Here is a 26,974-nt window from a genome sequence, read left to right on the forward strand (position 1 = left end):
TCACATAGTTTGCTATGCTCCCGGGGATTCGCTCCCTTGCCGTCGCGATGCATCTTGAAATCCATAGGGTATATAGCATATTCATATTATTGTTGAAATGATATAGAAGAACGATACTAATGATAGAAAGGATTGCAAAATCCATTTATTTAATCTCATAATGTTTTCGTTGATATAATGACTTAGTGTAACATAACTATTTTTTTATTATACCTAATAAATGTATTCTTTAGATCTGTTTTTCAAAAGTTTGTTGTACTTAGTAATATGGTGATGTCCTTGTAAGAGAAATTAGAGGAAAAAGTGTTATCAGAATAGATAACGTGGAAAAAATATCTTATTTCAGTTGTTACGTATTACACGGTTGAATGACAAATTATATACAATGAATTCGTTGACTGTATTTTTTCACTGTGCTGACAAATTTCAACATTTAACTATTTGTGGAAAGTGTTAAGTTAAATTTTACAGGTAAAACTACCGGTTATATATGTTACTAAATAACAGAAATAATGAGGAAAAGAATAATGTCATTGAAAAAAACTATATCTATAGCTCCTCTTGGAACCGTTGAGATTTATAGTAATAGCAATATTGTAATGCCAAGTGCTGTCCCAACGGCAATTATAAAAAACAAGAGTATGGTACCAATTAGGGCTATCAATTACTGGGCTGGTTTGATTGGAGATTATCAGCAGTATAGTCATATTGATGTTCATCCTAGCGAACTTAAAATATTCGTAGGACCAAGTAGCCTTCTTTACCGCTATAAAATTGTAGTCTCCAATCTTAGCAATACCGAAAATGCAGAAATTGAATTTGTAATGGACCCTTTGTGGAAAAAAGATGGAATGCCATCAAAAATGGTATATATGACCTCTAACGAGCCATTTGAAATTTATAGTAAGGGTAATGCAATATTCCCCACTGATTTCACTGACGCAATTATAAAAAACAATAGCTTGGCAAATATTAGGGCTGTAAATTTTTGGGCTGGTCCACTTGGGAATTATAATATGTATAGCTATGTTGATATTTACCCCGGTAAGACTGAAATACTTGCATCACCTCCTAATATTCTTAATTACTATAAAATTGTATTCACCAACATGAGTATCCTTGTTCAAAATGTAGAACTTGAAGTTATATCGCATTTATGGTTCGGCTATAATGAATAAATCAGGGGGCAGGTTCTGGCCTGCCATCCTATTTTTTATCTTTATATTGATGATTTTCTTAACGAGGTAAAAGGGGTATATACCCTATGGATTTCAAGATGCATCGCAACGGCAAGGGAGCGAATCCCCGGGAGCATAGGTAACTATGTGACCGGGGTGAGCGAGTGCAGCCAACAAAGAGGTAACTTGAAAGATGACGGATATAGCTACCATTCCATCAACGACTAAGAGCAATGCCGGAAGCTTGCTGTTCCAGCATGTTTTTAGCTAAATCGACAATAATTGCCGCGGCTTCGATTGGTGGTGTGCCGCCATGATGAATATTAGAGATACAAGTGCGGTCAGCTTCAACCGTTTTTTCTACAGTCGGTTGGTAAACGGCATAGCAGGAGAGACTTTCCGATTGCCCTAATCCGGGGCGTTCTCCAATCAGTAAAACAACCACTTTAGCTTTTAGTAACTCGCCAATTTGATCTTCGATTTTGACGCGACCATAGCGCACAAAAAACGGTGTGCCGATGCACATTCCTGTTTGTTCCAACCCTTTTAACAGTGGTGGCACAAGATCTTCGTAGTTGGTGATAATGGCATCAGTAGACAAGCCATCGGAGATAACAACTTGTACATCAGGCGCTGTTTTACACTGTGTCAGTAAAGTTTCTACCGCATTCGCACTGAGTTTTCGCCCTAAATCCGGGCGAGTCAGATAGAGATTTTTGTCGCTGACTTGAGATTGCACTTCTAGCAATCCTTGTTTCTCTATCCATTCAACCGGGACTTCTTTTAACACCGTATCTTTAGAACGGGAGTGATCAGCCTGAAAACGCAGCAATGCCTGAGTACGTGGGCGTGGGCCGCTGCGGCCGGTACCGACTCTTGCTACAGTGCTGCGGCGTAATTCCTGTAATACTTCTATCCGGTTCGGGTTTTGGACACCGATCCATTGTTTGGCTTCTAAGGAGCCTAAATCCGGCGTACAGCTTTCAGTTTCGTTAGTGATTTCAGGGGATGCATGGGGTTTCAGGTTAGATACCCGCTCGCTTACATTCTCTTCAATTGTTTTTTGGTTCATGATGATTTATCTCAGCAAAGAATCAGAAAAAGAACGATGCATCGCCCGCACGTGATGTTAAGCGGCCATTTGCCATCAGCCCCATCTGTTCCAGCCAGCGTTCAAACTCCGGTGACGGGCGCAGATTGAGCAGATGGCGGATAGTGGCGGTATCGTGGAAAGCGGATGTCTGGTAATTGAGCATAATGTCATCACCGAGCGGCATTCCCATGATGAAATTACATCCTGCGGTTGCCAGCAGGATCATCAGGTTTTCATTCTGGTTTTGATCGGAATCTGCGTGGTTGGTATAGCAGCAGTCACATCCCATTGAAACGCCGCTGAGTTTTCCCATAAAGTGATCTTCTAATCCGGCACGGATAATCTGGCGATCATTGTAGAGGTATTCTGGCCCGATGAAACCGACAACAGTATTCACCAGAAATGGGTCATAGTGGCGCGCTAAACCGTAGTTTCGTGCCTCCATTGTCACTTGATCAGCGCCAAAGTGAGCACCGGCGGAGAGGGCGGAGCCTTGTCCGGTCTCAAGATAGAGACAGTTATCGCCAGCAAGACGGCAATATTCCGCGCCAACGGCACGGGCTTCATCTAACATAGCCAATTCTACGCCAAACTCTTTTAGCCCTTTTTCACTACCGCAAATACTTTGGAAAATCAAACCACCCGGTGCACCACGCTTAATGGCTTCTATCTGGGTCGTGACATGGGCTAAGACACAGCCCTGTGTTGGGATGGAGAATTTGTCGATTACCTCATAGATGGTATCTAGTACGCGGGTGAGGTTTTCTACATCGTCGGTTACCGGGTTGACGCCGATGACTGCATCACCAACGCCAAATGATAGCCCTTCGTAAATCTGGGCCAGAATGCTTTGTACATCGTCGCGGGTATCGTTAGGTTGCAGCCGGGCGCTGAACGTTCCCGGCGTCCCAATGGTGGTGTTGGCTTTTTTGATCACGGGCATTTTTTTCGCGCCATAGATCAGGTCCGCATTGGAGCTGATTTTTGCCACGGCGGCAACGACTTCGGAGCTGATTCCTTTACGTAAAAAGGCGATATCATCCACGCTGGTATCATCGCTTAGTATGTATTCACGCAGTTCACCAATGCTCCAGTTTTTTATGCGGGCGTAGGCAATTTCATTAATGTCATCCTGAATAATGCGAGTCACGCAATCCTCTTCATAAGGAATGATCGGATTCATGCGAATATCCGCAATCGTCATTTCCGAGAGGATATGTTTAGCCGCTACGCGTTGTTGGGAACTTTCGGCAGCCACCCCGGCTAGCACATCCCCGGAACGCAATTCGTTAGCCATTGCCAGCACCTGTTTGACATCTTTAAACTGATAGGTCTTACCAAAAAGCTGAGTTTTCAATTTCATGTTTACGCTCTCTCAGGAAGGAAAAGCCAGTGATTTGATAGTGACGGGAACCACAGTGCCATTAAATAGTGGCGTGCCAATGTCGATATAATCCCCGGTGCGGGTGATAACTTCATCAATAACCGCCAGCGGCCGTTCTCCCATCAGAGGATGTAACAGCATACCTAATGCCTTACCAAAGTCTTGACCTGCAACGATGAGCAGCGGGTGAGAAGAGGGATAGCGTCTGGCAAAGTTCTGTAAAGCGGTAATGCATGTCTGCACGGCGGCATAATTCACCGGCAAGGCGTCGGGTAGGGCCAATGCATATAGATCCTGCTCGGCATTCAGATCCATTTGTGTGAGTGCATGTTGCCAGGCTTCTGCCAGTGATTCAGTGGCTTCTGTGTCAGGATGGACGACGGGAATATTGCGCAGTGGTAGCGATAGTGCATCGAGCCAGATAGTGCTGCCGGATAACGATAATGTATGAGCGCCGGCACCAATGACGGTAGCGCGCACGGTTTGTTTTGGCATTTGCAGCGGCAGTTTGGCGAAATCATTATCACGATGGATAGCTTGTGCCAGCAATGGCCCTAAATCGTGAAAACGGAATAGGTCATGATCCGATGTTTCACGATAACATTCTCCTACCCCGCCGGAGAGGGTGACGGCGTAGAGTTGATCACAGTTTGGCAGCGGCTCGGTCATCAGTAATTGTTGCGCCAGAGGTGTGAGTTGCCCGGTGACGACTTCCCACAACAATTGCGACATCCGCGTAGCAATTTGCTGTAATTGCGTGGCTGTCAGATGTTGAATATCTGTGTTTTCGCCAAACAGTGAATCAACGATGAGTGCTCCGGGCGGATGTGCCCGTAAAACGTACCCTTGAAGATCGGTCTCCAATAAGCGGCCGCCGACATTTAAGCAAGCGGAGGCGATAAGTCGCCCGGCATCGAATAGCGCGTAGTTGGCTGTACCGCCGCCGATGTCAATATTGAGCACTCTGGTCATTTTCTGCTGTGAAAGAGCTTGAGCGCCGGAGCCCAAACCGGCAATCACCGATTCCAAATGGGGTCCCGCTGTTGCGACAACAAAATCCCCTAATTTTTGTGCCAGCGTCATAATTACAGGGCGTGCATTGCATGTTTTCGCGGTTTCACCGGTAATGATCACTGCACCGGAATCGACACTTTCCGGTGCGATGTTTGCCGCCTGATATTGTGCTTGGATCAGACTGAACAGTTCGTCTTCCCGCAATTGCCCGGCGAAATCTACGGGGGTAAATAATACCGGGCTTTGCCAGATAATCTCGCGGCTAACAAACTCGTAGCGTGGCACTTGTGATACCGCTGCACGGTTCACCAGTGACAGACGCGAAAAGATCACTTGTGTGGTGGTGGTGCCGATGTCAATACCGACACTAAATAACTCCTTGGCTTCCATCGCTACGCCTCTTGTCTGCAATAAGGCGTATGTTGGCATTTTTTTTTATTAATCAGTATTAAATATCAGCAATTTGGTTAGAAAGACAACTGTAATCACAGAAACATTAGGGATTATAATAAAAATGGCGTATACCCGTCATCTTTCAAGTTGCCTCTTTGTTGGCTGCACTCACTCACCCCGGTCACATAGTTCTCTATGCTCCCGGGGATTCGCTCCCTTGCCGCCGCGATACATCTTGAAATCCATAGGGTATAGATACAAGATGCAGGAGTTACTAAGAGAAACAAGCAGATAAGGCTCCAAGATGTCAGGACAGATGGTTATCATCAATACATTAACAAAAATGAAGAATTATTGATCTTACACCAGATCGCGTTGCTGGCTATCGGTTATATATCTTCCAACAGACTTTCGTTACGGGGTGAGAAAAATGATGAATAGCGGAAAAGTTTGGTTGGTCGGTGCCGGTCCCGGCGATGCGGCGCTAATTACTGTCAGAGGATTACATTGTATCCGTCAGGCTGAGGCGCTGGTGTATGATCGATTAGTCAGCCCGGAGCTGTTATCCGAAGCACCTGATGATTGTAAAATGATTAATGTCGGCAAAACGCCGAACTATCACCCAGTGCCGCAACGGCAAATTAATCAAATCTTGGTAGAGTGTGCGCAACAAGGGTTAAATGTCGTCCGGCTGAAAGGGGGAGATCCCTATGTGTTTGGCCGTGGTGGTGAAGAAGCGGAAGCTTTGGCACTGGCGAAAATCCCTTTTGAAGTGGTACCGGGCATCAGTTCATCCATTGGTGGTCTGGCTTGTGCCGGGATCCCGGTCACCCATCGTGATTATGCATCAGGTTTTCATGTTATTACCGGCCATCTGCGTCAGGGAAATGAATCACAGGATTGGGCGACGCTGGCAAAGCTGGAAGGTACGTTGGTGATCTTAATGGGAATGACTCAACTGGCGAGTATCTGTGAGCAATTGATCGCAGGCGGTAAAGCGCCGACAACGCCGGCGGCGGTTGTGATGTATGCTAGCCATCAGCAACAGCAGGTTGCCAGCGCAACCCTGCTCACTTTGGCTCAGCGGGTAGCCGCTCAGGGATTGACTGCACCAGCATTGATTGTGATTGGTGATGTGGTGCGTTTGCGGGAAACACTGGCTTTTAGCCGGGATCATCTATTGTTGTCTTCTGTTCCATCACTGATGGCACTCTGATTCTCTGTTTAACATTTGGGGATACTATTTGATGAGCGAACATGGCGGTAATGTGCTGGAAATGGCGCTGAAAATCGGTGTTACAGTCGAAGAGATGATTGATTTCAGCGCGAATATCAATCCGTTAGGAATGCCGGAATCCCTGAAAACGGCCATTATCGACCAATTGCAATGCGCAGAGTACTATCCTGATACAGAATATTGCCGGTTACATGCTGCGTTAGCGCAGGCTCATCATTGCGCTGTCGAAAACCTGATGGCGGGTAATGGTTCTACTGAATTGATTTATTCTGTGGTGAATTATCTTAAGCCGCGCCGAGCCATGTTGTTGATACCGGGATTTGCTGAATATCGACGCGCCTTGCAGCGAGTGGCTTGCCAGATTGATGAATATGTGATGAGTGAAGCTGATAGCTATCAACCTGATGAACGCTTGTTGATGGCATTAGAGCGCCATCGGCCTGACTGTTTGTTTCTTGCGACACCGAACAATCCGACGGGGTTGATGCCAGATGCTGCGCTATTGCAGGCGATATTTGAACGTTGTCGTCAGCATAATATTGCGTTGATTGTTGATGAGGCGTTTATCGATTTTCTCCCGGATATTGCTGGATTTATTCCTCAGATAGCGCATTTTCCTCGTCTTTATATTCTGCGTTCACTAACGAAATTTTTTGCTATTCCGGGGTTGCGTCTTGGTTATCTGGTCAGCAGTGATGTAACGGGGATTCGGGCAATGAAGCGCTGGCGGGAGCCGTGGACCATTAATGCTTTCGCGGCGTTGGCTGGTGAAATTGTTCTTAATGATAACGCTTACATTCAAGCAACACACCGCTGGTTAGCTGAGCAACAACGTTGGCTTTATCAGGCATTGGCTGCATTACCGGCATTACGTGTTTGGCCTCCCGCGGCAAATTATATCTTCCTGCGTTGCCTGCGCCCAGAAATCGATCTTCAACAAGTATTGCTGAAACAGAGAATATTAATTCGCCATTGTGCTAATTATCCGGGCTTGAACGCAGCTCATTATCGGGTCGCCATCAAGGGCGAGCATGATAATCGCCGTCTGGTATCGGCGTTACGTCAGGTATTCGGCTATGGCTGAAGCGCGTTGTCCTGCATCGTGTGGTGAACTTATCCAAGGGTGGATTCTTGGTAGCGAGAAATTGATCTCTTGTCCGGTGAATTGGTTCAGCGAGGTGTCTGTTACAGATGGCGTGCCGGGAAAAGATGAACGTCCCCGTATGCGCCAAGTGATGAAAACCGTCCTGGCGTATTTTGGTTTGTCGGTGGAGATGGCGCGAGGTTTACGGATCGCCTTGACTTCTACGATCCCGATGGCAAAAGGGCTGGCAAGTAGTACCGCTGATATTGCCGCTACAGCGCTGGCGACGGCGCGTTATTTGGGGAAAACACTTGATGAAACGACACTGGCTAGCTTTTGCGTACAGCTTGAGCCTACGGATAGCACGTTGTTCAGCCGGCTTACCTTGTTCGATCATCAAACAGGTACCACTCAAATTGCTTGTGACTGGCAGCCATCTATAGACATTTTGTTATTGGAAAGCCCGGAAACCCTGATCACGGCTGATTATCACCGTTTAGATCGCCATCCGGTATTATTGGAAAATGCCGCAGTGCTAGAGCATGCTTGGAAACTATTTTGTCAGGCTGTGACGACTCGGAATTACTGGCGGTTGGGAGAAGCCACGACGCTCAGTGCACTGGCCAGTCAAAAGTTGTTGGTAAAACCGGCGTTTGACAGTTTGTTGGAATTGGTAGAGCGGAGTGGGATCTATGGGCTGAATGTTGCTCATAGTGGCAGTGTCGTCGGGTTATTGTGTGATCGTCACCATCATGATGTTGAGTACCTATGCTGGTGGCTGAAACAGAAGGACATAATTCGTTTTTATCCTCGTCAGCACTTGCTGACCATGATACCGGGTGGTGTGCGTTAACTGTAGGAGGAGACTTATGTTGGATTATTTGCCGATGTTTTGCCAGATCCGGGATAAAACCTGTCTGCTGGTTGGAGGCGGTCAGGTAGCCGAGCGTAAAGCGCGTCTGTTATTAGATGCTGGCGCACATCTATTAGTTAACGCACGGGAATTTACCCCGCAATTTGAGATATGGGGGGATAATGGCCAAGTGACACTCATTCGCGGTGAGTTTGAGCCTCACTGGCTTGAACATTGTTGGCTGGTTATTGCTGCTACTAATGATGCGGCGGTGAATGGCTATGTGTGTGATTGTGCAACGGAGCGCCGCATTTTTTGTAATGTGGTGGATGAGCCACAGCAAGCCAGTTTTATCACACCGTCAGTGATTGATCGCTCACCCTTGGTGATAGCTATCTCCTCCGGGGGTAATGCGCCGGTATTGGTCAGATTATGGCGCGAAAAACTCGAACGGTTGTTACCGATGCATCTTGGTCGTCTGGCCGCTTACGGTGGAACACTTCGCCAGCGGGTAAAACGACATTTTCATCATTTGGCTGCACGTCGTCACTTTTGGGAGCGGTTTTTCACTAATGAGCGATTAATGCAATCGTTGGTCAGTCAAGATCGTCAACAAGTTGATCGGGTGGTAGAAACATTATTCTCTGAGTCATCTCAAGCGAATACAAACAAAACAAACAGTTGTTCTGTGACTGACTAATATATTGGAGCCGGACAAATGAGTGAGGAGCGATATAAACAGAGAAAACAGCGGCAAAAAGAGAGATTTATGGCACAAGTTGCAGCGGCTCAGGAAAACCGGGGAATTGCCATTATCTATACCGGTAATGGCAGGGGGAGAACCACCGCAGCAATGGGAACGGTTACACGAGCATTGGGTCATGGATTAAAGGCTGGCGTTATCCAATTTATTAGGGATGAATGGTTAGCCGGTGAGCGTGTTTTGTTGCAGCCGCATGGGGTAGAATTTCAACTAATATCAATGAACTTGACTGGAGAAATGCAAAGTCGTGCTAAGGATATTGCCGCTTGTACTGGGGTTTGGCAGCATGCGTTGCGCATGATGCGTGATCCTGAATTATCATTGGTAGTGCTGAGTGAATTGGCTTGCGCGATAAATAACGGTTATCTATTACTTGATGAAATTATCAAGGCATTAAACGGACGGCCAATTAATCAGACAGTGATTATTACCGGACAAGATTACCCTGCTGAATTAATTGAACTGGCTGATACGGTTAGTGAAATGCGATCTGTAAGACATGCTTTCACTTAAATTATGTGTTTTACAGTCATCACATCAGATAAAGAGTGATTCACGTTTTTATCTTGTTTAACCAGTACGTTAATTTTTTTCATAGTTATATTTGATACTGTGCCAGATTTGTGAAAACGCTCTGCCATTGATATTAAGAAAATTTTTGACCAATAGATTATAAACTTTCAACAGCTTATTGGGAATTTCTTTGGTTAGTGAATTATCATCCATGAAGGCTGCGAAATCATCAGTGGTAAAAATTTTCATTGAGAGTATTTATTATTAAAATTATAATTAATCAAATTTGATTATATTTTTATAGTTGTAGTGTTGAACATATACTGGATAATTATTTTTTAAATAATTGAAAATCAACAATGAAATTTTCTTCTGTATTTACTTAGGTTAAATATATAAAAATCAATTAATATTGTGGTGACTAATTAATTGGTTATGATGAACTTTATCGAATATATATTCTATAAAGCTTGATAATACATGAAATAAATTCCATGAAATGTATTCCACCATCCAATAATTTTAATTTATTTACAAGTTGGAATTTACATCTAATATTGTCGGCGGAATAAGTATAACGTTAATTTAAGTTTTGATATGTGAAATGCGTTCACGTAATCAATATCACATTCTGTTGCACATTTTATTAAGTTTCAAACAACGCATGGTTATTTAATTTATAAATTAAGAGGTTTAATATGTCTATTGAAAATACCAATGTAGCTGAACAAACAACTGGCAAGGATTCAGTTGTACTTGGACATGCAGAAGCGCCAGCAGTACATTCTATCGCAATTGGTGCTTCACCCCGAAATTCTAAAACAATCAGTGAAGCGGCTATTGCGATTGGGCAAAATCAAATTGCGGGTAAACAAGGTGATGCGAAAGTCGTTTGGCCTATTGCGATTGGTGCTGACTCTGTATCCAACGGCCTGGCTTCTATCGCTTTGGGACAAAAGGTGACTGCTAGTGCGGCTCAGGCCGTGGCGATTGGTCAACACTCCTCTGCAACAGAAAAAGGGAGCATTGCATTAGGTGCAGATTCTATTGCTAATAAACCGAATGTTGTTTCTGTAGGAAAAACCGGCCATGAACGTAAAATTATACATGTTGCGGCCGGGGAGATTTCAAATCACAGTAATGAGGCGGTTAATGGTCAGCAGTTATATGCTGAATCGGCAAGGATTGACATATTATTAGATGCAAAGAATAAGGAATTGGAAGAGAAGATTCAATCTCTGGAAAGTGATATAGCTAATCTTACTCTGTTGGTTCAGAATAGCGTGGATGATGTTGCATCATTGAAGAAACGGCTTCTCGATGCATTGAATTATTAATATCTGTTGGTTGTTATTTCATATATTCTTGGCTATTAGACTGAGAATATATGATGAATTATTTGGTGGTAGGATTATTGTTTGATAATGATTTATGGGATATATCTCAGTGAATAATAGAATAATTTCCCTGCTCGATTTAACATATTAACTTCATTTTCTTGGGTAAATCATATAAATAGTTGTGTTGAGAGCAATGAAAAAATATACAAGTAACATAGTGTCGGTTTGTATTTAATGGGTTAGATAAGTTATTATATTTGGTGAAGCCATATGATACATTAAATAAACCTATGAAATATATTTCATAACCGTATGGCTTTAATTTATTTATAAGTTTATTTTTTTTGTATAATATTTCATTTTGACGATGGTGTTATTAATTTTGGTTCGTGTAAAAAGTGGGTGAGGATAATAATATGTTAAAATTTCGTCAAGCTTTTTTAATATTTCATAATAACAAACTTGAAAAGAAATTATTATGTATTATTGGATTGTTATTGATGAAAAATACCAAGTGATAATAATTTAATTCCTGAATTAAGAGGTATATATGTCTACAGAGGATATGAATATAACTGATCAGAAAGTTGGTAAAGATTCCGTTGTTGTTGGGAATGCAGAAGCACCAGCAATATATGCTATAGCGATTGGTGCTTCACCACTAATTTCTAAATCAATTAGTGAGGGTGCTATTGCTATTGGGCAAAATCAACTGGCGGGTAGAGAAGAGAAAGAGAATAAGGATGATAAAGTCAAATGGCCCATTGCGATTGGCGCTGATTCTGTATCCAGTGGTTCAGCTTCTATTGCCCTGGGGCAAAAGGTTGTTGCTAGTGGGACTCAGGCAGTAGCGATTAGTCAAAACTCCACGTCAACAGGAAGTTCGAGTGTTGCAGTGGGATCAGGCTCTATATCCAGTGGTTCAGCTTCTATTGCTCTGGGGGGAAAAGCGATTGCCAGGGGGAATCAGGCAGTTGCAATTAGTCAAAATTCCTCTGCAACAGGAAGTGCTAGCGTTGCATTAGGAGACAGTTCTGTATCCAGCGGCTCGTCTTCTATTGCTCTGGGGCAAAAGGTTTCTGCCAGTGGGTCTCAGGCAATTGTGATTGGTCAAAACTCTTCTGTAACAGGAAGTAGGGGTATTGTATTAGGATCAGACTCTAAATCCAGCTCTCCGTCTTCTATTATCGTGGGGCAAAAGGTGAGTATTAGTGCGTCTCAGGGAATTGCGATTGGTCAAAACGCCTCTGTAACAGCAAGCGGGGGCATTGCATTAGGCGCAAATTCTGTTGCCAGCAAATCGAATGTTGTTTCTGTAGGAAGACCGGGTAATCAACGTAAGATTGTGAATGTTGCTGCTGGGGATATTTCCAATAACAGTACGGAGGCGGTGAATGGCCAGCAATTATATGCTGAATTGGCAAGAATGAATGCATTGGATATAAAAAATAAGCAACTGGAAATGGATATTAAAAAGCTGGAGAGTACTATAGATAATCTTACCCGTTCTATTACTCATCTTACTCTGTTGTGCCAGAAAAATGCGGATGAAGTTGCTTTGTTGAAGAAGTGAATTTTTAACGCATTGGATTATTAATAACAAATGGATTCGGCGAAACTAATAAGTGCATTTTCAGGAGGGAAGGTGAGTTGCTATTACCTTAACATCTTTCCTTTTCCAAAGGAAAATGCACTGAAGTCCATCAACCATTATCAGAATGTTGAAACGAAATCAGGAAATAAAAAAATGGATTAGCCGGTTAATTTGGCTGGGGGTTAAGTCCTGCACATAAAAGCCAGCTTGGAAACTGGCCTTACATGTATCGGTTAAAAAGCAGACTTACAGAAAGCAAGGTGTTGACAAGTAGACAACAACACGATGAACACTTGATATGAAAGATGTAACAGATTTCATGATGAACTCTCTTTTATTGGTAAAGTGTGATTTGTTTCACGAAAATCTAAATTGTGGCTGTGATTTTAATCAGAAAAACTTCATAGTCAAGCAGTTTTTAAAAATTATTTTAAATATTAAAATAATTTTGTATCGATGTTTTAGGTGATGAAGTGAGCGTATCTTGCAGAGGAAGATACTGAGCAGTATGGCTGACAGTTATCTTTAAGATTTTACATTAATTGTATAACTCATCAGTTGTTACATGAGGAAGGATAGAACATATAGCTGAACAGTTGAAATCAAGCGACCTACCAGTTTGATACAAATCTGGCAAGACAAAACTGTGCTTAAAGGGTTTATTAACTTTACGTTTTTATTATTATTTTTACGCGTTGGATTATTGTTGCAATGAATTGATAAAAGTCACGTTTACAATAATTTAATATTTTTCTTATGAGATAATATTATTCAATTCAAGGAGTGTATATGAGTCCTAAAAATGATTTTAAAGCTTTTTCTACTAATAGTAATGCTAATGTAATAAATCAGCAAGAATATGAAGGGAGCACGGAGTTGCAAACTGGGTTTCCACCATATTCTATGACGCCTCACATATTAAATAAGGTATTACGTCAATCGTCAACCATATCATCTGTTGTGGCTAATTTCATTGCGACACAATCTGGCGATGATGTTATGGATAATGGTGATATAGTCAAACTTGCTGAGCAATTAAATAAGGCATTAAAACAAAAGATCACAACAGAAATTCCCAGTGCTTCATTAACCCAATCAGGTGTTGTTCAGCTTACTGATGTCGTTGGCAATAGTGACATATTGGCAGTGACACAAAAGCTTGCTCAGGAAATAGTAAATTCATTACGTGAAGATATTAATACCAGAGTACCTAATAGCCGCAAAGTGAATGGGAAAGTGCTGTCGAATGATATTAGCCTGAATTCTGGGGATGTGGGAAGTTATACTAAATCTGAATCTGATGCTCGATATAGCAATAAAAATACAGCCTTAAAATCTGCAAATGGCTGGTGGAAATGTGGTGATACAGGAATAATTTATCAGTGGGGTATTTTACTAGGTAATGATAATTATTTGGCTAACTTTCCTATTAGCTTTCCTAATGCATGTACAACTGTGGTTGCGACAACTGACGGTAGAAGAAAACCTTCGTCTTCGATCTTCGATCGTTGTTTTGTTGAAGTTGGTAATATTACACCGGTATCTTTTACAGCAACAACTATTGGTGCGCTAAACACTGATTACCGGGCACGAGCGGTCCATTGGATTGCTATTGGATACTAATATCGAATGGCCGGAACAGCCAAAATAACGAAAATGGCCTGAATAAACAGGCCATTTATACTGTGGTTTTATTTGTTCTGGAGTTTAAATATAAAAATAAGTAATGACGTATTGAAACAATTTATATGTTGAATATGAATGAATCGAATATATTTACAGTTGAAATTTGTTGGTTTTTTTCTTGCCGCTAATGATGTAAAAATAATTATTCTTCTAAGTTAGAAGAACATTTTATTATTATTTTTATGAATTAAACTATGGCTGCTTTAAATTATTAATGATTACTTTAATAATAATTCAATATATTTATTATATATCCTATTGATTTCAAGATGCATCGCGACGGCAAGGGAGGGAATCCCCGGGAGCATAGCAAACTATGTGACCGGGGTGAGCGAGTGCAGCCAACAAAGAGGCAACTTGAAAGATGATGGGTATAGATGATGCTATTTAATCTAAGGGGTGTATATGAGTACTAATAATGATTTTAAGGCTTTTTCTATTAGTAATAATGCTAATGTAGTGAGTCAAGATAAATATGAGAAAGATCAGAGTTTGCAGGCTGGGTTTCCACCAAATGATGTTCCCACTCATTTACTAAATAAAGTATTACGTCAATCGTCAACCATATCATCTGTTGTAGCTAGTTTCATTGCGACACAATCTGACGATGATGTTCTGGATGATGGTAATGTAGACAAACTTGCTGATCAATTAAATAAGGCTTTAAAACAAAAAATCACAACAGAAATTCCTAATGCTTCATTAACACAAAAAGGTGTTGTTCAACTTACCGATGTAATTGGTGATAGCGATACATTGGCTGTTACGCAAAAGTTAGTTAAGGAAATAGTCAATTCATTGTTTGAAGAAATCAATAGTAGAACATCTAATAGACCGGGAAATATTTATTTATCTGCATATCCGGCATCAGCTCTGGCTAAAGGTGAGTACATTGCAAACGGTGATGTTTACGCGATTGATTCAAATGTCGGTAGGGTGTTAAATAGTTTACCAGTGGAATATAAGAAGGTATGGAGAATTAAAAAGAGTGATGGAAATATAAACCTCCCTAATCTGTTTTTTAATGGGCGCGGAGTATTTATGCGTGCTGGTTTGCAGCCTGGTGTTATACAGGAAGATGCGATTAGAAATATTCAAGGTGATGTAGGATGGTGGGCGACTGGACTATTTTCTCGTGTCAGCAGAGCATTTTATGGCGTTAAAGCAAGTAATAATGCAAGTGCTCATCATAAGAATGTGCCTGATCAATATTCGATATTCTCATATGCAACTTTTGATGCATCACAAGTAGTACCGACGGCAGATGAAAATCGCCCACTAAACGTCAGTATGATACCTATAATTTATTTGGGAGTATAAGGCAATGATAAATTATTATTTTGATAATACTAAACTACATCGGCCATTTATTGGCGCGGTTGATGCTAATCTGGATAGTGAACCTCCAGTGAATGCTTTACGAATACAACCACTATTTAAAGATGGATTTTGGCCGTGTGAAAAGTCAGGACAATGGGAACTCGTTGAAAATAAAAAAGGAATCATGATTTATGATATTGAATCAGGGCAATCACAGGAAAATAGAGAAGTCATTATTCCTGATGGTTTTACAGAACAGTCAAGGCCGTCGCAATATCATAGGTGGAATGGAGAATGGTCAATTTCGAAAGATGATGAAGAAAGATGGAAAAATGATATTCAGCAAGTCGTCATTAATGACGCAGAAAATAAGAGACAACAACTTTTATTCATTGTAAATAAGAAGATAACACCACTGCAAGATGCTGTTGATTTAGATATTGCTACAGAAGCTGAAAAAGATGCTTTATTAACATGGAAGAAATACAGAGTCATGCTGAACAGGATAGATACTTCACAGGCTCCCAATATCGAATGGCCAGAACAGCCAAAATAACGAAAATGGCCTGAATAAACAGGCCATTTATACTGTGGTTTTATTTGGTCTGAAGTTGAAATATAAAAATAAGTAATGACGGATTGAAATAATTTATATATTGAATATGAATGACTTGAATATATTTACAGATGAAAGCTGTTGGGGTTTTTCTTACCGCTAATGATATAAAAATAATTATTCTTCTAAGTTAGAAGAACGTTTTATTATTATTTTTATGAATTAAACTATGGCTGCTTTAAATTATGAATGATTACTTTAATAATAATTCAATATATTGATTATATACCCTATGGATTTCAAGATGGATCGCGACGGCAAGGGAGCGAATCCCCGGGAGCATAGATAACGATGTGACCGGGGTGAGTGAGTGCAGCCAACAAAAAGGCAACTTGAAAGATGACGGGTATAGATGATGCTATTTAATCTAAGGGGTGTATATGAGTACTAAGAATGATTTTAAGGCTTTTTCTATTAGTAATAATGCTAATGTAGTGAGTCAAGAGAAATATGAGAAAGATCAGAATTTGCAGGTTGGGTTTCCACCAGATAATATTACGAGTAATCTGCTAAACAAAGTATTACGTCAATCGTCAACAATCGCATCTGTCGTGGCTAATTTTATTGCGACACAATCTGGCGGTGATGTTCTGGATGATGGCGATGTAGCTAAACTTACCGAGCAATTAAATAAGGCTTTAAAACAAAAAATCACAACAGAAGTTCCAAATGCCTCATTAGCACAAAAGGGCGTTGTTCAGCTTACTAATGTGCTGGGCGATAGTGACACATTAGCTGTTACGCAAAAGCTTGCTCAGGAAATAGTAAATTCATTGCGTGAAAGTATTAATGCTAAGGTATCCAATAACCGAAAAATTAATGGAAAATCATTGTCTGAGGATATCACTATTACTTCTCAGGATATTTTGGGTGGGCAGGCGATTAGTTTAGGTGATAAGGCAGATTTAAATAGCTATAAAACACCGGGAATTTATCATCAAGAGTATGATGCTCATGCCAAAAATGGCCTTAATTATCCTGAATTCCTCGCCGGCGCCCTTGTTGTATTGAAATCGGCAGGGACCGTTCAACGTTATTTTGTCTATAATAGTAGTCGAGTATATACACGTAGTCAGTTTCATGATAATCCGTGGACACCTTGGACTAGAGAATATAATACGCTGAATAAACCGACTGCTGATGAGATTGGTGCATATACAAAAATAGAATCTGATTCTCGATATATTGCGGGAATTCGCAGGGTGAATGGAAAATCTTTAGTTACGGATGTCACTATTACTTCTCAGGATATTTTGAATGGGCAGGCAATTAGTTTAGGTGATAATGTAAATTTAGATCACTGTAAAACACCAGGAATTTATTATCAGGATTATAATGCTCATGCTAAAAATGGCGTTAATTACCCTGAAGCGCTTTCTGGTTCGCTTATTGTGTTGAAAGCGGCAGGCGTTATTCAACGTTATTTTGTTTACAACAGCAGTAGAGTATATACGCGTAGCCAATTTCACGATAATCCGTGGACGCCTTGGGCGCAAGAATATAACTCGTTGAATAAACCTGCTGACAAGGTTATTAGCGGGTATACAAAAGCAGAAGTAGATAACTTGGTTAATGCTAAAGGAAATAAAAATACAGCTTTGAAATCAGTAAATGGTTGGTGGAAATGTGGGGATACAGGGGTGATTTATCAGTGGGGAACTTTGAACTGGGCAGCATATGATACACCAGTTAATTTTCCTATTCAGTTTCCTAATGCTTGTGTAAATGTTTCGTTGACATTAGGTGATAAATCTAACCTAGAGTCATCATATAATGTTGTTGCAAGACAATTGTCTGTAACAGGATTTAGTTATTGGGCATACGAGACTGAAAGCTCTGCGTTTTGGTTTGCAATAGGATATTGATATGTAATTTACAATGCAAAATAGATGTTTTTATTTTTGAATTTCCTCTCAAAATAATATTATTCAATTTGAGGATTGTATATGAGTGCCAAAAATGATTTTAAGGCTTTTTCTATTAGTGATAATGCTAATGTAGTGAGTCAAGTAAAGTATGAAGAAAACCAGAGCTTACAGATTGGATTTCCACCAGATAATATTCCTGTTAATTTATTAAATAAGGTATTACGTCAATCATCAACAATATCATCTGTGGTAGCTAATTTTATCGCGACACAATCTGGAAATGATATTTTGGATGATGGTAATATAGCTAAACTTACCGATCAACTAAATAGAGCCTTAGAACAAAAAATTACAACAGAAGTTCCAAATGCCTCATTAACACGAAAAGGTGTTGTTCAGCTTACCGATGTAGTGGGCAACAGTGATACATTAGCGGTTACGCAAAAATTGGCTCAGGAAATAATAAATTCATTACGTGAAAGTATTAATACCAGAATACCAAATGTCCGAAAAGTTAATGGGAAAGTATTAACTGAGGATATTAATATTACTTCTCAGGATATCCTTGCTGGACAGGCGCATAATTTAGGTGACAATGCGAATTTGGATAATTATAAAATACCGGGGATTTATCACCAAGAGTATAATGCTCATGCCAAAAATGGTAATAATTACCCTGAGCCGTTCGCTGGTTCGCTGGTTGTGTTGAAAGCGGCCGGGGTTGTTCAACGTTATTTTGTCTATAACAGCAGTCGGGTATATACACGTAGTCAATTTCATGAAAGCCCATGGACGCCTTGGACGAGAGAATATAACACACTGAATAGACCTACTGCAGGAGAGGTTGGAGCGTATGCAAAAGCAGAGTCTGATTCTCGATATATCACAGGGCTCCGCAAGATTAATGGAAAAGCTTTGGCTGCGGATATCAATATTACTTCTCAAGATATCTTCGCCGGGCAGTCGATTAATTTAGGTGATAACGCGGATTTAAATAGTTATAAAACTCCAGGGATTTATTATCAAGAATATAATGCTCATGCTAAAAATGGCGCGAATTACCCTGAGCCGTTCGCTGGTTCGCTTATTGTGTTGAAAGCGGCAGGCGTTATTCAGCGTTATTTTGTTTATAACAGCAGTCGGGTATATACACGTAGCCAATTTCACGATAGTCCGTGGACGCCTTGGGCGCAAGAATATAATTCGTTGAATAAACCTTCTGACAAGGTTGTTGGGGAGAATACGGCAGTAGGATCTGATAGTATTTATGCTGCAACCAAAGAGGAGTTAATACAGCAAGCAGAATATGATAAGTCTCAGTTATTGACTAAAGTTAACAATCTTGTCGCGCCACTACAAGACGCTGTTGATTTGGACGTTGCTTCCGAAGCAGAAAAAGCAGTTCTATTGGAATGGAAGAAATATAGAGTAATGTTGAGCAAAGTTGATGTTTTACAGGCTCCAGATATTGAATGGCCGGATCAGCCGGAATAATGAAAAATGATCTGAATAAACAGATTATGTAGGATTGTGGAATGATGGACTTATTTTTCGTGCCAGAGGGGTATATATCGGCTTGTTTATTGTTGCTAATTATATGAAAACAGTTATCCCTTTTAGTGATAAAAATATTTCGTTATTCTTTTTCTAAGCTAAATTATTATTGATGTGAATTATGAAAGATCATCTTTATTAATAATTCAATCTGTTTATTATGAAATAATGTCATTTAATTTAAGGAGATGTATATGAGTGCCAAAAATGATTTTAAAGCTTTTGCTATCAGTGGTAACGCTAATGTGCCCAGTCAACAAAGCTATGAAACATATCCGAATTTGTTGGTTGGGTTTCCAGACAATCAGTATATTCCTAATCACGTATTAAATAAGATATTACGTCAAGCATCAACCATATCATCTGCTGTAGCTGATTTTATTGCGACAGAATCTGGCACTGATGTTGTGGATGATGGCAATGTAACCAAAATTACCGCACAATTAAAAAACGTGTTAGAACAAAAAATTGCGAAATGTTGTAATCTTAATGTAAATACTGCTAATAAGGTTGTAAACGGTTGGTGGAAATGTGGTGATACGGGAATAATTATTCAATGGGGGCAAGCAAGCGGCTCTATGAATATAAATGATTACAGAAATTTCACCATCCCATTTCCTAATGCTTGTTTTCAGATTGTTGCAACATATCCTGATTTTGGTAATTATGGATCTGGGGTTGCTGCTATGCCTATTTCTGCAAGTCAATTTATTGTGACGTGCAGAAATTCTATACACGAACTATCAAATAATTTAGTGAGATATTTGGCGATAGGATATTAATTATGTATTTTTATAGTGCAAAGACAAATGCATTCTACCCAATAGAATTGAAACAAAATTATATTGCTTCTGGTTCACTGCCTGATGATATTATGGAAGTTAGTATTGATATTTATCAAGAATACGCTGCGAATAATGTACCAGAAGGAAAGTATCGTATAGCAGGTCAAAATGGTTTACCGGAATGGGCCGATATTCCTCCACCAACAAAAGAAGAGTTGCAGCAATATATTGAAAGTAAAAAACAACAATTTATTGTGGAAGCTAGCCAGCAGATAGCACCATTACAAGATGCTGTTGATTTAGGAATTGCGACTAAAGAAGAGGAAGCGGCTCTGTTGGTATGGAAGAAGTATAGAGTAATGTTGAACAGGATTGATACTTCACAGGCTGCCGATATTGAATGGCCGGAACAGCCAAAATAATGACATTGACCTGAATAAACAGATTATTCTTATAATGGTTTTGTTAACATTGAGTAATAAATCTGACTTGAAATTAGCACATAATATTGTTGCAAGATAATTGCTTGTAACAGAGTTTGATTATTGAACTTACTCGATAAAAATCTTTTCGTTTTGGTTTGTAACAGGATATTGAACAGTGCAAAAGTAAACACTTCTTATCTCTAATTGATACCAAAAACGGGATGTTTTAAGTCAAGCTGCTATTAAAGTCTGAGTTCTGTATTTAACAGGACTCGGATTTTTTAATCTCAATATCGAATTAGCGATGCTTGAAGAACTTATCCAATTCCGCAGCGCGGGGCTAAATAGATGTGCTCAGATTATTCACAGTTGTGTAGCATCGGGCTGAATATTCCCTGATGACTTCGAGGAAATCAAGAGTTGAAAACATAATTAGTCTCCTGATGAGGGAATTGCAAATTAGAAAAAATTCAGGTTGTAATTTTAACTTTAATGTATTTAGAATAATGCTGAAAAATCACCAATAGGAGTAGTGTATGAGAACACTAATAGGTTTTTTGGCATTAATACTGTATGGTGTGTCATTCCTATCATTCGGTGCGAGCTTTGATTGCGCAAAAGCCACCAGTAAGGCTGAAAAATTAATCTGCTCGACCCCGGCATTATCCCAAGCTGATGACAACCTATATATTAATTACCTTCAGGCCAAACTGGCTACAGACAACAATGCGGATTTTAAAGCTCTGGTAAAACAGAATTGGGAACTTCGCGAAAAATGCGTGGCAGTTGAATGTCTTCAAGACTGGTATCATCGGTCATCTGAAATGTACAGAAAGATTGCCGCAGATAAAGCAACAGAGAAGAACTGCTATAAAGAAAGGCAAAAAATTACGCTTGATGGCACATTGTTAAGGATTACCTATCCCGGCCCACCAAATTACGAAAGCGTGGAAAACGGGGATAGCCCTGAGACTTATTGGGTATTGCAACCGGATAAGGCAATAAAATGCGCTACAGGGGCACCAGAATTTGGGGATCGTAGTCTTATGCAACTGGTGGTTAAGGATGAGTTTTATACCGTGTATCGAAGCCTTATCGGACACCGTGTGCGCGTAACCGGAACCATTATGTACGCGGTTACTGGACATCACCATACACCGATAATGCTTGAAACCCAACGAATTGAAGCTGCTAAATAATTTGGAAGTAATTAACGCAGGTATTTTGCTGAACAATAGCTAAGAAGTGGCTCTATCGTCCATCGGGTAATAAAGAATTGGATTGGTTATCAAGGTAAACTTCAGCGAGGTTTACTTGAACGTAAAATTATAGTTGTTGTCAAAGGTAATGGTTCAAAGAGCATTTGTGAGCAAATTCTTGTGACTGAAAATATCAAGACTCTAGCGAGGTGACTACATGAGCACATTAGCTAAAATTAATTCTGAGAGTAATTTCACTATATTCAAATTCGGGTCTCATGAAATCCGCGTGATCAATAAAGATGGTGAGCCGTGGTTTGTTGCTCACGATGTTTGCTCTGCTCTGGAAATTCAAAATATCATGCAATCTATTGAAAGATTAGATGATGATGAGTGGTCTGTGTTTAATATAGGGCATCAGGATGATATTAATGTTGTTAGCGAATCAGGAATGTATACCTTAGTACTTCGTCGTCGTGATGCAATTAAGCAAGGATCTGTTCCTCATCAGTTCCGCAAGTGGGTAACTGGTGAAGTATTACCGGCAATTCGTAAGGCGGGAAGTGATCACAGTTCGATGATTTCTGGTTTATCATTTAATGGACGAATCTTAATGACAGTAGAAAATGGAACCGTAGCCAGTCAAAAGATATTACATTCTGATGAGAAGGTCTTAACCTTTGATACATTTATGGAGCTTGCTCAGAGAGCAGGCTATTTAATTATCCATAGGGAGAAATTTCTCAGCTTGCCTAACCAATGGTAGCTCTAAGCCAAGGATGGCTTAACTCTGTAACCCATTGAAACTGTTGGTGTTAGCTTTTGATAGTTTGTTGGAACCGAAATATTGCGATCATGTTCTTTACTGGGGATTGGAAGGATTTTCGCGGTTGCCATGTTAAGTCTGACTTGATATTGGTTCATTAAAAAAACGATGCAAGAACATTGCGCCTTGTCCGTCTTGGTTCTCACTCAAAACTTGGCTTATAGTAAACAATAAATCTCTTTGACAGATCAGAATCAATTAAAAAAATATAGCCCTGAGAAATGGGGTTATATTTTTGTATATGCACAGGATCGCAGTAAACCACATAAAAGGGGATTTTTTGAGTATTAAATTACTTTTTCATTAATGTAGCCCCATGTATGAGTTGCTATAAATTGGTATGGGAGATCATTCCTTTATAGATACTTCATTGTCAGCACTTATATCTACCTATATTTTCAGAATTGGAGACTCAAGTGCATTGATGAGATTGTGATATTCTTGAACACGGTAAATTAGGTGTTAGGGTAAAGATTTAGTATGGAACGTTAAGTAGGGAGAATTGTAGGAATATATAGAAGGAATAATAACTATACCCGTCATCTTTCAAGTTGCCTCTTTGTTGGCTGCACTCGCTCACCCCGGTCACATAGTTATCTATGCTCCCAGGGATTCACTCCCTTGCCGTCGCGATGCATCTTGAAATCCATAGGGTATAAATAATTTCCAGATGTATATTTTCGATCCTAAAATATTGGGATGCTTATTGCTGATAATGATACAAAAATATTTAACCTTAATAAGTAATAAGAATACTATATTATTATTTTTCTGAACTAGACTTTAATTTGTGTGAATTGCAAGGGGATTATTTTTACAATAATTTAATATATTGATTATAAAAGAATATTATTTAATTTAAGGAGAAAGTATATGAATCCTAAGAATGATTTTAAGGCTTTTTCTATTAATAATAATGCGAATGTAGTGAGTCAAGAAAGATATGAAGAAAGTAAGGATTTGCTGACTGGATTTCCACCAAATGATGCTCCTACTTATTTATTAAACAAAGTATTACGTCAATCATCAACGATATCATCTGTCGTGGCTGATTTTATTGCGACACAATCTGGTAATGATGTTCTGGATGATGGGAATATAGCTAAGCTCACCGCACAATTAGATAAAGCGTTAGAACAAAAAATTACAGCAGGCATTCCCGGTGCCTCATTAACACAAAAAGGTATTACTCAGCTTACAGATGTAACAGGTAACCGCAATACACTGGCAGCCACTCAGAAGTTAGTTACTGATGTAAATGATAACGCTAATAGTAAACTAGCCAAAAATCAAAACGGCGCAGACATTCCCGATAAAAATGCTTTTGTGAAAAACCTCAGCTTATTGGAAACGGTGCAAAAGGCAAATAATGCGGTACCGAGTAGCCGGAAAGTGAACGGGAAAGCGTTGACTGGGGATATCAATTTTAATGCGGGGGATATAGATACATATACCAAGGCAGAAGTGAATAATCTGATCAATGCAGTTAATAATATTCCTGTAGGTGTTCCTATGCCTTGGCCGACTGCCATACCGCCAACTGGGTGGCTGCAATGTAACGGTGCTGCCTTTGATAAGTCGAAATTTCCAGAATTAGCGAAGGCCTATCCTGATGGTAATTTACCAGATTTAAGAGGAGAGTTTATTCGTGGTTGGGATGATGGCCGAGGAGTTGATAAAGATCGCAAGCTCAACAGTAACCAGAGGTGTATGACAGAATATCACAAACATATGACTGCTTGGGGAGAGTCTGTCAACTATGATGGTTTTGGGATTTTTGGGGCTACAAATCAAAAAAATCACTCTGGAAATACAGGTGCAATGGACAGGGATAACTTCTGGTACCATACAAACGATGGATCGGACTATGAAGGTATAGTTAATTCCCCTGGTGTCATGGGATCAGAAACCAGACCTCGCAATGTCGCGTTTAACTACATAGTGAGAGCAGCATAATAACAAAATAGAAATATTCTTTAGAACTGGAAGTAAAGGCTGGGCTAACCGACTTTATGTTTATGACTGATTTACAGTATGTCGTTGTATACGATTTATACCCGTCATCTTTCAAGTTGCCTCTTTGTTGGCTGCACTCACTCACCCCGGTCACATAGTTATCTATGCTCCCGGGGATTCGCTCCCTTGCCGTCGCGATGCATCTTGAAATCCATTGGGTATATAAGTATTTTTTGATTAAATATTAAGTAATTTAATGTTTTTAGATGAGGGGGATGATTTACTAATGGCTGTAAATGCCAGATATAGGATTGGGTTTTTCCCCAGTTTTTCCCCAACCAAATCCCAGCCATAAAAAAACCAACCATAAGAGGTTGGTTTTTCTAGGGAAATTTGGTCGGCATGATAGGATTTGAACCTACGACCCCCGACACCCCATGACGACAGTATTATTTGGTTCAAAGCCTTGTATGGTGCGGGTTTAGAGGGTTTTGACTGTGAATGCAAACAGTGCATAATCTGCAAAATCTGCATTATATACATCAATAAGTTAAGTCGAGTTTTTCCACGCATCAGACGGCTATTTCTGCATGAGGAACCTCAACCCAATCGACATGATTTTGAGTATAAATTTTTGTGGATTTAGCATCGGTATGTGCCATTCGAGCCTGGGGATCTATACCTAATTGATCGAACAAATGGGCTGCTAATGCACGGATTTCATGAAATGTGGGTTTTTGTTCAATGGATAAATGGGCTGCTACGCCTACTTTATCTCTTAAGTCTGAAAAGGCTCTACTCAGATAATCTGGGGCTACTTGGGTGGGATGTTGAACTTCTGCGCTGATTTTGCGCGGCATTCTTTTCGGTAGCCTATGGACAACATACGGGCTAGCAACGGAATCTCGGCTATCATCGATAATCTGTTTTAGCTTTTCTCCGATAGGAATAGCAACATGTGACGCTTCTTTGTCGTGGACTTTTTGCCTGTGAATATAGAGTGTTCCATAAATACCCTTTTGTGGTTCTTGATGCCATACGCAACCACAAACACCTTCTTGCGGGGATTTGATATTGTATCGTATGCGACCGACCTCCAGTCTCGCCTGAGTTGTTTGTAATGCCAGATCCATTGCTGTTCTTAACCAGGGTTCTGCTGCATTACGTATAAGCATGAAATCATCAAATGAAAGCCTGCGACGTTTCTTTTTATCAGTACGTTTCATTTTCTTACGTTCTGCCGGGTTGTCGAGCATTAATGATTCATCCATTGCGTAGCTGAATACTTTTTTTAAGAAAGAGACTTTTCTATTTTGAACGTTTGCTGACGCATCATTATGATAATATTTGATATAATTATTAACGTGTTCCAGTGATATTTCTGACGCCGGTATATCAGTAAAAAACGTCTTCATTCGTTCTATGTCATTTCGCCAGTCCGCCAGGGTATTATCAGACGGATTTTCATCTTTAACAATGCGGGAGAAAAGATTGTCAATATGATGATGAAAGGGAAGAGATTCTCCATATTTACCGCCCGATTCTTTAACTAGTAAATTGACGGATATAGATGATTCCGGCCTCATTATATTGTTATATTCTCTCGCTATGGCAATAGCGACAGCCTTGTCGCTACCAACACACTTCCTTTTTCCATTAACGAGAGTCAATCGGTATTCATTAACAGATTTATCGTAATAAAGAAAATCAGGTAAGTGCCTAAACTCCCTTTTTCTTGGTCTTGATGCCATTTTATGAATCCCTAATTAACTGGCTAACACGAGAAGAAATAGAAGATTCAACACCCCATCTCTCAGATGAATTAACCCAGATTGAGCCATCAATAATTTTTCCTTTTAATTTACCCATCTCTATCCAGTGTTTAATTGTTCTATTGTCTGGAACCGAATCTTTCTCAAACTCACGCCTTCCCCACGCGCTAGCTTTCATTAATTTAGTATTATTAATCATAATCTTACATAGCCCCTTTTAATTTGCCTGCAAACTCCTTAGCAATCAATTCAACTCTATCACTGAGTTGTTGCAGCGTTTTAATATCAGCACGATTGACATCAAGCATCAATATTCTGTTTGTTAATTCTGAAATTGTTGTATATTGAGCGAAGTTGACTAGCCTTTCTTTCCCTTTATGTGGCCCATGAGTCCATACCTGCCTTATATTTAAATAATATCGGTTCCTGCTATAAGTGATAGCGTATTTTCCTAAATATATCTTCATATTTCTTTCCTTATATTTCTCACATAATAAGACAACACTGACTTAGCGCTGAAT

22 protein-coding genes and 2 pseudogenes are annotated in these 26,974 nt (G+C 40.0%); 18 read left to right on the forward strand and 6 right to left on the reverse strand.

Features of this window, described 5'->3' with window-relative positions; genetic code table 11:
- Nucleotides 1–527 precede the first annotated feature (527 nt).
- Nucleotides 528–1,178: a hypothetical protein gene (locus tag AACQ83_RS16155; RefSeq protein ID WP_112878647.1), complete on the forward strand. Its 651-nt coding sequence runs from the start codon at nucleotides 528–530 to the stop codon at nucleotides 1,176–1,178.
- A 217-nt stretch (nucleotides 1,179–1,395) separates the two neighbouring features.
- Here the strand turns inward: AACQ83_RS16155 and eutC are convergent, their stop codons facing one another.
- Genes eutC through eutA form a run of 3 tightly spaced genes read right to left on the reverse strand, consistent with a single transcriptional unit; the run spans nucleotide 1,396 to nucleotide 5,059 of the window.
- Entirely contained in the window at nucleotides 1,396–2,250 is an 855-nt protein-coding gene (gene eutC, locus AACQ83_RS16160; RefSeq protein WP_112878648.1) for an ethanolamine ammonia-lyase subunit EutC, read from the reverse strand.
- 22 nt (nucleotides 2,251–2,272) lie between these two features.
- Nucleotides 2,273–3,634 (reverse strand): ethanolamine ammonia-lyase subunit EutB, encoded by a 1,362-nt coding sequence (locus tag AACQ83_RS16165; protein ID WP_112878649.1) that lies wholly within the window; start codon nucleotides 3,632–3,634, stop codon nucleotides 2,273–2,275.
- A 12-nt stretch (nucleotides 3,635–3,646) separates the two neighbouring features.
- Nucleotides 3,647–5,059, reverse strand: coding sequence for an ethanolamine ammonia-lyase reactivating factor EutA (gene eutA, locus AACQ83_RS16170; RefSeq protein WP_112878650.1), 1,413 nt, complete (start codon nucleotides 5,057–5,059; stop codon nucleotides 3,647–3,649).
- Between the two features lie 436 nt (nucleotides 5,060–5,495).
- Between eutA and cobA the strand changes: the two genes are divergently transcribed.
- The 17 genes and pseudogenes from cobA (at nucleotide 5,496) to AACQ83_RS16255 (ending at nucleotide 24,681) form a co-directional block, all read left to right on the forward strand.
- Nucleotides 5,496–6,278, forward strand: coding sequence for a uroporphyrinogen-III C-methyltransferase (cobA, locus tag AACQ83_RS16175; protein ID WP_112878671.1), 783 nt, complete (start codon nucleotides 5,496–5,498; stop codon nucleotides 6,276–6,278).
- Nucleotides 6,279–6,309: 31 nt separating this feature from the next.
- Nucleotides 6,310–7,383 carry a threonine-phosphate decarboxylase CobD gene (cobD, locus tag AACQ83_RS16180; RefSeq protein WP_112878651.1) on the forward strand — a complete coding sequence of 358 codons (1,074 nt, stop codon included), beginning with the start codon at nucleotides 6,310–6,312 and terminating at the stop codon, nucleotides 7,381–7,383.
- Nucleotides 7,376–8,236 (forward strand): GHMP family kinase ATP-binding protein, encoded by an 861-nt coding sequence (locus AACQ83_RS16185; protein WP_146747910.1) that lies wholly within the window; start codon nucleotides 7,376–7,378, stop codon nucleotides 8,234–8,236. Before cobD ends, AACQ83_RS16185 begins: the two co-directional genes overlap by 8 nt.
- Before the next feature lie 19 nt (nucleotides 8,237–8,255).
- Nucleotides 8,256–8,885, forward strand: a pseudogene (locus AACQ83_RS16190) (NAD(P)-dependent oxidoreductase); the annotation flags it as partial.
- Between the two features lie 69 nt (nucleotides 8,886–8,954).
- Complete coding sequence (gene cobO, locus AACQ83_RS16195; RefSeq protein WP_112878654.1) at nucleotides 8,955–9,512, forward strand: cob(I)yrinic acid a,c-diamide adenosyltransferase; 558 nt, start codon at nucleotides 8,955–8,957, stop codon at nucleotides 9,510–9,512.
- A 698-nt stretch (nucleotides 9,513–10,210) separates the two neighbouring features.
- Nucleotides 10,211–10,849, forward strand: coding sequence for a hypothetical protein (locus AACQ83_RS16200; protein WP_112878655.1), 639 nt, complete (start codon nucleotides 10,211–10,213; stop codon nucleotides 10,847–10,849).
- A 553-nt stretch (nucleotides 10,850–11,402) separates the two neighbouring features.
- The gene (locus tag AACQ83_RS16205; protein ID WP_240000833.1) at nucleotides 11,403–12,425 is read left to right on the forward strand and encodes a hypothetical protein; all 1,023 of its coding nucleotides are present in this window, start codon (nucleotides 11,403–11,405) and stop codon (nucleotides 12,423–12,425) included.
- An 810-nt stretch (nucleotides 12,426–13,235) separates the two neighbouring features.
- A complete protein-coding gene (locus AACQ83_RS16210) occupies nucleotides 13,236–14,069 on the forward strand; it encodes a gp53-like domain-containing protein (protein ID WP_240000834.1) in 834 nt (277 codons plus the stop codon).
- 468 nt (nucleotides 14,070–14,537) lie between these two features.
- The gene (locus tag AACQ83_RS16215; RefSeq protein ID WP_112878656.1) at nucleotides 14,538–15,452 is read left to right on the forward strand and encodes a tail fiber protein; all 915 of its coding nucleotides are present in this window, start codon (nucleotides 14,538–14,540) and stop codon (nucleotides 15,450–15,452) included.
- Nucleotides 15,453–15,456: 4 nt separating this feature from the next.
- A complete protein-coding gene (locus tag AACQ83_RS16220; RefSeq protein WP_112878657.1) occupies nucleotides 15,457–16,008 on the forward strand; it encodes a tail fiber assembly protein in 552 nt (183 codons plus the stop codon).
- Nucleotides 16,009–16,448: 440 nt separating this feature from the next.
- Nucleotides 16,449–17,933, forward strand: a complete 1,485-nt coding sequence (locus AACQ83_RS16225) for a pyocin knob domain-containing protein (RefSeq protein ID WP_112878658.1) — start codon at nucleotides 16,449–16,451, stop codon at nucleotides 17,931–17,933.
- An 81-nt stretch (nucleotides 17,934–18,014) separates the two neighbouring features.
- On the forward strand, nucleotides 18,015–19,430 hold the full coding sequence (locus AACQ83_RS16230; RefSeq protein ID WP_112878659.1) for a tail fiber assembly protein: 1,416 nt from the start codon (nucleotides 18,015–18,017) through the stop codon (nucleotides 19,428–19,430).
- 254 nt (nucleotides 19,431–19,684) lie between these two features.
- Nucleotides 19,685–20,272, forward strand: coding sequence for a gp53-like domain-containing protein (locus tag AACQ83_RS16235; protein WP_112878660.1), 588 nt, complete (start codon nucleotides 19,685–19,687; stop codon nucleotides 20,270–20,272).
- A gap of 2 nt (nucleotides 20,273–20,274) precedes the next feature.
- Nucleotides 20,275–20,697, forward strand: coding sequence for a tail fiber assembly protein (locus AACQ83_RS16240; RefSeq protein WP_112878661.1), 423 nt, complete (start codon nucleotides 20,275–20,277; stop codon nucleotides 20,695–20,697).
- A 539-nt stretch (nucleotides 20,698–21,236) separates the two neighbouring features.
- Nucleotides 21,237–21,899 carry a DUF4431 domain-containing protein gene (locus tag AACQ83_RS16245; RefSeq protein ID WP_112878662.1) on the forward strand — a complete coding sequence of 221 codons (663 nt, stop codon included), beginning with the start codon at nucleotides 21,237–21,239 and terminating at the stop codon, nucleotides 21,897–21,899.
- Nucleotides 21,900–22,116: 217 nt separating this feature from the next.
- A pseudogene (locus AACQ83_RS16250) lies at nucleotides 22,117–22,461 on the forward strand (BRO-N domain-containing protein); the annotation flags it as partial.
- 1,137 nt (nucleotides 22,462–23,598) lie between these two features.
- The gene (locus tag AACQ83_RS16255) at nucleotides 23,599–24,681 is read left to right on the forward strand and encodes a tail fiber protein (RefSeq protein ID WP_112878664.1); all 1,083 of its coding nucleotides are present in this window, start codon (nucleotides 23,599–23,601) and stop codon (nucleotides 24,679–24,681) included.
- Between the two features lie 572 nt (nucleotides 24,682–25,253).
- Here the strand turns inward: AACQ83_RS16255 and AACQ83_RS16260 are convergent.
- Genes AACQ83_RS16260 through AACQ83_RS16270 form a run of 3 tightly spaced genes read right to left on the reverse strand, consistent with a single transcriptional unit; the run spans nucleotide 25,254 to nucleotide 26,920 of the window.
- Complete coding sequence (locus tag AACQ83_RS16260; protein ID WP_112878666.1) at nucleotides 25,254–26,432, reverse strand: tyrosine-type recombinase/integrase; 1,179 nt, start codon at nucleotides 26,430–26,432, stop codon at nucleotides 25,254–25,256.
- A 1-nt stretch (nucleotide 26,433) separates the two neighbouring features.
- Entirely contained in the window at nucleotides 26,434–26,652 is a 219-nt protein-coding gene (locus AACQ83_RS16265) for a hypothetical protein (protein WP_112878667.1), read from the reverse strand.
- A gap of 4 nt (nucleotides 26,653–26,656) precedes the next feature.
- Nucleotides 26,657–26,920, reverse strand: coding sequence for a hypothetical protein (locus AACQ83_RS16270; protein WP_112878668.1), 264 nt, complete (start codon nucleotides 26,918–26,920; stop codon nucleotides 26,657–26,659).
- Nucleotides 26,921–26,974 lie beyond the last annotated feature (54 nt).

Origin of the sequence: Photorhabdus sp. S10-54 (assembly GCF_963878145.1) — a bacterium.
GTDB classification, from domain to species: domain Bacteria; phylum Pseudomonadota; class Gammaproteobacteria; order Enterobacterales; family Enterobacteriaceae; genus Photorhabdus; species Photorhabdus kayaii.

Bases quoted from the DNA above. Each gene is read 5' to 3' on its own strand.
- AACQ83_RS16155 (WP_112878647.1), top strand. From the start codon at position 528: ATGTCATTGAAAAAAACTATATCTATAGCTCCTCTTGGAACCGTTGAG.
- eutC (WP_112878648.1), bottom strand. From the start codon at position 2,250: ATGAACCAAAAAACAATTGAAGAGAATGTAAGCGAGCGGGTATCTAAC.
- AACQ83_RS16165 (WP_112878649.1), bottom strand. From the start codon at position 3,634: ATGAAATTGAAAACTCAGCTTTTTGGTAAGACCTATCAGTTTAAAGAT.
- eutA (WP_112878650.1), bottom strand. From the start codon at position 5,059: ATGGAAGCCAAGGAGTTATTTAGTGTCGGTATTGACATCGGCACCACC.
- cobA (WP_112878671.1), top strand. From the start codon at position 5,496: ATGAATAGCGGAAAAGTTTGGTTGGTCGGTGCCGGTCCCGGCGATGCG.
- cobD (WP_112878651.1), top strand. From the start codon at position 6,310: ATGAGCGAACATGGCGGTAATGTGCTGGAAATGGCGCTGAAAATCGGT.
- AACQ83_RS16185 (WP_146747910.1), top strand. From the start codon at position 7,376: ATGGCTGAAGCGCGTTGTCCTGCATCGTGTGGTGAACTTATCCAAGGG.
- cobO (WP_112878654.1), top strand. From the start codon at position 8,955: ATGAGTGAGGAGCGATATAAACAGAGAAAACAGCGGCAAAAAGAGAGA.
- AACQ83_RS16200 (WP_112878655.1), top strand. From the start codon at position 10,211: ATGTCTATTGAAAATACCAATGTAGCTGAACAAACAACTGGCAAGGAT.
- AACQ83_RS16205 (WP_240000833.1), top strand. From the start codon at position 11,403: ATGTCTACAGAGGATATGAATATAACTGATCAGAAAGTTGGTAAAGAT.
- AACQ83_RS16210 (WP_240000834.1), top strand. From the start codon at position 13,236: ATGAGTCCTAAAAATGATTTTAAAGCTTTTTCTACTAATAGTAATGCT.
- AACQ83_RS16215 (WP_112878656.1), top strand. From the start codon at position 14,538: ATGAGTACTAATAATGATTTTAAGGCTTTTTCTATTAGTAATAATGCT.
- AACQ83_RS16220 (WP_112878657.1), top strand. From the start codon at position 15,457: ATGATAAATTATTATTTTGATAATACTAAACTACATCGGCCATTTATT.
- AACQ83_RS16225 (WP_112878658.1), top strand. From the start codon at position 16,449: ATGAGTACTAAGAATGATTTTAAGGCTTTTTCTATTAGTAATAATGCT.
- AACQ83_RS16230 (WP_112878659.1), top strand. From the start codon at position 18,015: ATGAGTGCCAAAAATGATTTTAAGGCTTTTTCTATTAGTGATAATGCT.
- AACQ83_RS16235 (WP_112878660.1), top strand. From the start codon at position 19,685: ATGAGTGCCAAAAATGATTTTAAAGCTTTTGCTATCAGTGGTAACGCT.
- AACQ83_RS16240 (WP_112878661.1), top strand. From the start codon at position 20,275: ATGTATTTTTATAGTGCAAAGACAAATGCATTCTACCCAATAGAATTG.
- AACQ83_RS16245 (WP_112878662.1), top strand. From the start codon at position 21,237: ATGAGAACACTAATAGGTTTTTTGGCATTAATACTGTATGGTGTGTCA.
- AACQ83_RS16255 (WP_112878664.1), top strand. From the start codon at position 23,599: ATGAATCCTAAGAATGATTTTAAGGCTTTTTCTATTAATAATAATGCG.
- AACQ83_RS16260 (WP_112878666.1), bottom strand. From the start codon at position 26,432: ATGGCATCAAGACCAAGAAAAAGGGAGTTTAGGCACTTACCTGATTTT.
- AACQ83_RS16265 (WP_112878667.1), bottom strand. From the start codon at position 26,652: ATGATTAATAATACTAAATTAATGAAAGCTAGCGCGTGGGGAAGGCGT.
- AACQ83_RS16270 (WP_112878668.1), bottom strand. From the start codon at position 26,920: ATGAAGATATATTTAGGAAAATACGCTATCACTTATAGCAGGAACCGA.